Here is a 4482-nt window from a genome sequence, read left to right as displayed (position 1 = left end):
TTTCACATGCAGAGTTATTAGCGCTTCCATCTTTCGTGCAAGTCATGGTCTTATACGCCTTTAGAATTTTTGAATAAGTACTCGAGCCAGATGTGCAAGCTCCACTGACACAAGCTGTGGATAAATCAGCCAGGGACCTAGTATATCCAGATGGACATGTACATGTTGTCGCCATATTTAATCACCTCCTTTCAAGCAAAATTAGTTAGTTCCTAAGAAGCTTACCAGCGAATTGTAGAAAATCAGTTTTGTTATCTACTACGCCTGCAAGTTTGATTACTCCATCTTCTAGCATTAGCATATGAGGCAGCATTGAAATATTAAAAAGACGTTCAATATCATCCTGGTCAAGATGTACGATAGGTAATTCCCATTTAAAATAATCTGCCATTTCTTGATGATCTTCTGCATCTCCGGTAGAAAAGAGTATAAAGTTTACTTCTTGAAACTCTTGTTCAATTGAAGAGATATCCGGTAAAAAATCAATACAATGTAAACAATGTAGTGATATGAAAAATAAAATTTGTTTTCCCTTCGTGTGTATCTTGACCTCTCGCTTATCCCAACTTATGAATGAATAATCCTTTAGAGCACTGGTGTCAACTAATTGACTTACATTGATAGTTTTCGCCATTATAGCCACCCTCGCATTTTACTAGAATTGCCAATTCACTTCTTTGTATGAAACTCTTCTTGATACAAAATTTCAGTCTGTTCTTCGATCTCTTTGAAACATTCAGCGGAAGTTATATTCTGATTCTGAATAGCCTTGGTCAAGACCGCATCAACGATTTCATCGAATTGATCAATAAAGCTGCGAGATAGTTCACTGCTTAAATAAGGATTTTTGTTTATTTTTTGCATCCAAATTGCCGATAAATCGATGTTACCGTACTGAGAATTCATATATTTACTCAGGGTGGATACAGAACCTGGAATACTGTTATTCTGCAAATAAGTAATGGATTCTTCACTAAGTAAAGCTTGAATCACTTCCCAAGCGGCCTCCTTCTGGGAAGCCTCTTTTGATATGCAAAATATATCATAAAAATTAATATCTGAACTTATATCTCTATTTAGTGAATCTACTGGAGTAGTAACTACTTCCCAGGCAAATGAGTTCTTTTCCATTAGCTTTGGTACCATATCTAACGTTCCATAATACATCGCCGCTTTTCCTTGGATGAACAACTCACCTGTATCATTTATAAGATTACCAACCTTCGATGAATCAAGAATGTTCTGAATGGAACTTGTCCATTCTTGAGAATTAAAAGACAAATCTTTACTCTGAGTGTCAACAATTTTCCATCCCTTTGATTTCGCAATAGCCGATAACACACCTACCGGACTTTTCCCAGTCAATCCCGTTGTCCCAGATCCTATAAATCGTTGGGTTAATGAAAGCATTTCATCCCAAGACATTTGGTTGGTCGGGTAATCAATTTTGTTTGTATCGAACAAGTTTTTGTTGTAGAAAACTACAGAAGGATTAACAGTGGGAGATAGCCCATTTAACTGCCCCGTATCATTTTGAAGAGTGCTAATCATTTCAGGGTAGTAATCCTCAAGATTAATGTCACTAGACTGGGCTAGCGTGTTTAAGTCTGTAAGCATATTCTGCTTCTGAAGTTCACGAAAATTATCTTTCCACGTAATGATCAAATCGGGTTTGCTTTGTTGAATTTCTTTAGTCATCTCTTCAGCATTCATACTAATTGATTGGATTAGCCTAAATTTAATGTTTGGATATTTCTGTATAAGATAATTGCCATAATATTTATAAAAAAACTGTTCTTGAAAAGAAGAATAAATGGTTAACTCGGTCTCCAGATTATTTTTCTTATTATTATTTGAAGATGGAGAAAAAAAACCACAACCTGTTACTAATAAAAACATGGACATCATGACAAGAATAAGTACGCCTCTACAGATTAAAGCGTTATCATTTATTCGATTGAATTGCATTTATGACATCCTCCTGTAGCTTTATGATTGTTTGATCAATTGTCAGTTGTTCCTCTATCGCTTGACGTAATATACTATTTATTTCGAGACGAGCTGCCTTTTCTGCTGCACGGGGTAAATTGGTATCTCCAAGAGTAATCTGGGGTTTCAATTTATAATAGGCAGCTAGGTTGCGATTATCGTTATCAACTATTAAAGAATCTCGTACAGGAATAGTAAATAAAGATAAACTTAAGTTTTTTTCAATCTGGCTGCTTCCTCGCTGTTAATATATTTCCAAACTTCCAGACTTTCTTTGAAATTTCTTGTCCCTGCACAAATTCCATTTAAATATTGGAAGTTCATTGTCTTACTAATATTAGGCTCGTTTGGATTAACCGGTTCGGTTACAACACCCCAATTTATTTTCTTTTCTCGGTTGTTATTTATCTTCATAGCAAATTGGTAGGTATTTAATGTCATTGCTAACTTACCATCTAAAAATAAATCAGCGGGATCTTCTTGAGAGGTAAAAGATGTCTTTTCTTGATAGAATGCGACTAAATCTTCAAGTGTTTTTTTCCAGGCGGGGTTGTTAAATAATGTCCTTTGATTCAAAGAATCATACCACTTTAAGCCATTTGTCATCCCCATTTTAATTAATAATCCTGTTTCGTCGTAATTGAGTAGATATAGGCCGTTCAATTTATCTTGTGACGAAAATTGTTTGGCTAAATTAAGTACTTGATCCCAAGACATTTGATCAGTTGGCTCTGGTATCATAAACTGCTTAAATAAATCTTTATTATAAAATAGCACTTGCGAACTAATAGAATCAGACAAGGCGTAAAGTCTTCCATCTCCTATTTCATTAAGAGCTTCAATAATATTTGCGTTAATCCCTTTGAAACCATCTTCACTTGCATATGTAGACAAATCGGATAACATACCTTCATTAAGTAAGTCTGCGTATGTAGATTGCGGAAAAAATAGAATATCTGGTTTTTGTTCCTCAACTATATTTATATAACGCTTACTATCCCAACCTGCACTTTCAGTTGAAATATATCTCATCTCGTTCCACAGTCCAGTCCCAAGTTGGGGAGAGAACTCTATGATTTTTATATTCAAATCTTTAAATTTATCTTTAACAAATCCAAAATCCCTTTGAAAGTCAGATATAGAGCTATAAAGAATACTAATTTCCTTCCGTTCTTTATTCTGTTCACTCATCTGACAACCGTTAAGGAACAGAGAAAAAATTAATATGAAAATCAACTTTTGTAGTTTCATCTTTTCACCTCAAAATTAAAAAGAAGAATGGTAAATCCACCTGAAGCAAGTAATACTATATTGTTATATATTAACAATATAAATCCCAGCTTGTGGAATTGTCAACTGTTATTATAATATTATCCTTCAAGGAAGAGTTGATTTAAGAATAACTATTGGAGGTTTGATACTATAATCAGAATGCTATGGGGTAGAATCACCAGGAATCTGAAGCCAGTTGATCAAAGCATGCGAACTAGACATTTCGGAAAGTTATATTTCGCCAATTAGCATCTGAACAAGAGTAAGGGAAATTGTACCGAACTGGAAAAAGAATATGAAATCGACCGCTAACGACAGTTTGTAAGAAACAGGATCAGGATTATCCATTACAAATAACACTGATCCATTACTATTATTTAGATGTTTAGTCGCAAGAGGCATCTTCGGCCATGCAATATCAACAATCAGGATCTATCTTAGCGAAAGACAATCGCTCAGCTGAAGAGAATAAACTTATGCATTACGTAATGAAAATGAACGCCTTATAATGGAGGTAGACATATCTTAATGCAAGCAGTGCTGATCATGGGACGAAAGTAAATGTCATCAAACGAATCTTTGACAAATCGTATCAGCAATGTATGACGTCCTGCAAATCGCTAGTAGCACCTTCTATTAAGTAAAAACAAAGTAGCAGGAAGCCAACATTACAGAGCCCATCATTGATATCTTCGAGAAAATCGGAAATCATATGGCACAAGAAAACGTAAAGCTAAGTTCATGAACGTGTATTTATTATATCTAGGAAACGAATTGGCCGTATCATTGAGGAACAAGGCCTGCTATCCTCCTACACAGTTGGCCAGTATAAATCTCACAAGAATTTATGTTATGATTCCCTGCAACAAATGAACTGAATCATCAATTCGAGCAATATAAGCTAAACTTGTTGTAGTCAGCGACCTAACCTATGTCAGAGTCAATACAGATGGCAATGCATCTGTATGTTTATCGATCTCTTTAATCGAGAAATTATTGGTTTCAGTGCGGGGGCGAACAAAGATGCTGAACTTGTAGTACGGGCATTTGCTTCTGTACAAGGTGATATACGTCAGATTCAATTATTTCATACCGATCTTGGTAGTGAGTTTAAGAACAAGTTGATCAATGAAACTTTGACTGCGTTCAAAATCGGTCGTTTTTTATGCATGAAAGGTTGTCCTTACGACAACGCCGTTGCTGAAGCCACATTTAATATCA

The 4482-nt window shown here is 35.2% G+C and carries 3 protein-coding genes and 1 pseudogene; 1 reads left to right on the top strand and 3 read right to left on the bottom strand.

What is annotated here, in order from left to right:
- Window positions 1–205 precede the first annotated feature (205 nt).
- The 3 genes from AZ66_RS27215 to AZ66_RS27205 all read right to left on the bottom strand — a co-directional run bounded on the left by AZ66_RS27215 (window position 206) and on the right by AZ66_RS27205 (window position 3240).
- Window positions 206–634 (bottom strand): redoxin domain-containing protein, encoded by a 429-nt coding sequence (locus AZ66_RS27215; RefSeq protein ID WP_052648900.1) that lies wholly within the window; start codon window positions 632–634, stop codon window positions 206–208.
- A gap of 35 nt (window positions 635–669) precedes the next feature.
- Window positions 670–1968 carry an ABC transporter substrate-binding protein gene (locus tag AZ66_RS27210; RefSeq protein ID WP_044357759.1) on the bottom strand — a complete coding sequence of 433 codons (1299 nt, stop codon included), beginning with the start codon at window positions 1966–1968 and terminating at the stop codon, window positions 670–672.
- Between the two features lie 231 nt (window positions 1969–2199).
- Entirely contained in the window at window positions 2200–3240 is a 1041-nt protein-coding gene (locus tag AZ66_RS27205) for an ABC transporter substrate-binding protein (protein ID WP_044357758.1), read from the bottom strand.
- Between the two features lie 986 nt (window positions 3241–4226).
- Here AZ66_RS27205 and AZ66_RS30220 point away from each other — a divergent pair.
- Window positions 4227–4482: pseudogene (locus AZ66_RS30220) on the top strand (DDE-type integrase/transposase/recombinase); the annotation flags it as partial.

Source organism: Paenibacillus sp. E194, from assembly GCF_000935845.1.
Classification (GTDB): Bacteria; Bacillota; Bacilli; order Paenibacillales; family Paenibacillaceae; genus Paenibacillus_B; species Paenibacillus_B alvei_B.
The sequence above is the reverse complement of the archived record's forward strand: the minus strand, read 5'-3'. Positions and strand labels throughout refer to the sequence as shown.

Bases quoted from the DNA above. Each gene is read 5' to 3' on its own strand.
- AZ66_RS27205 (WP_044357758.1), bottom strand. From the start codon at position 3,240: ATGAAACTACAAAAGTTGATTTTCATATTAATTTTTTCTCTGTTCCTT.
- AZ66_RS27215 (WP_052648900.1), bottom strand. From the start codon at position 634: ATGGCGAAAACTATCAATGTAAGTCAATTAGTTGACACCAGTGCTCTA.
- AZ66_RS27210 (WP_044357759.1), bottom strand. From the start codon at position 1,968: ATGCAATTCAATCGAATAAATGATAACGCTTTAATCTGTAGAGGCGTA.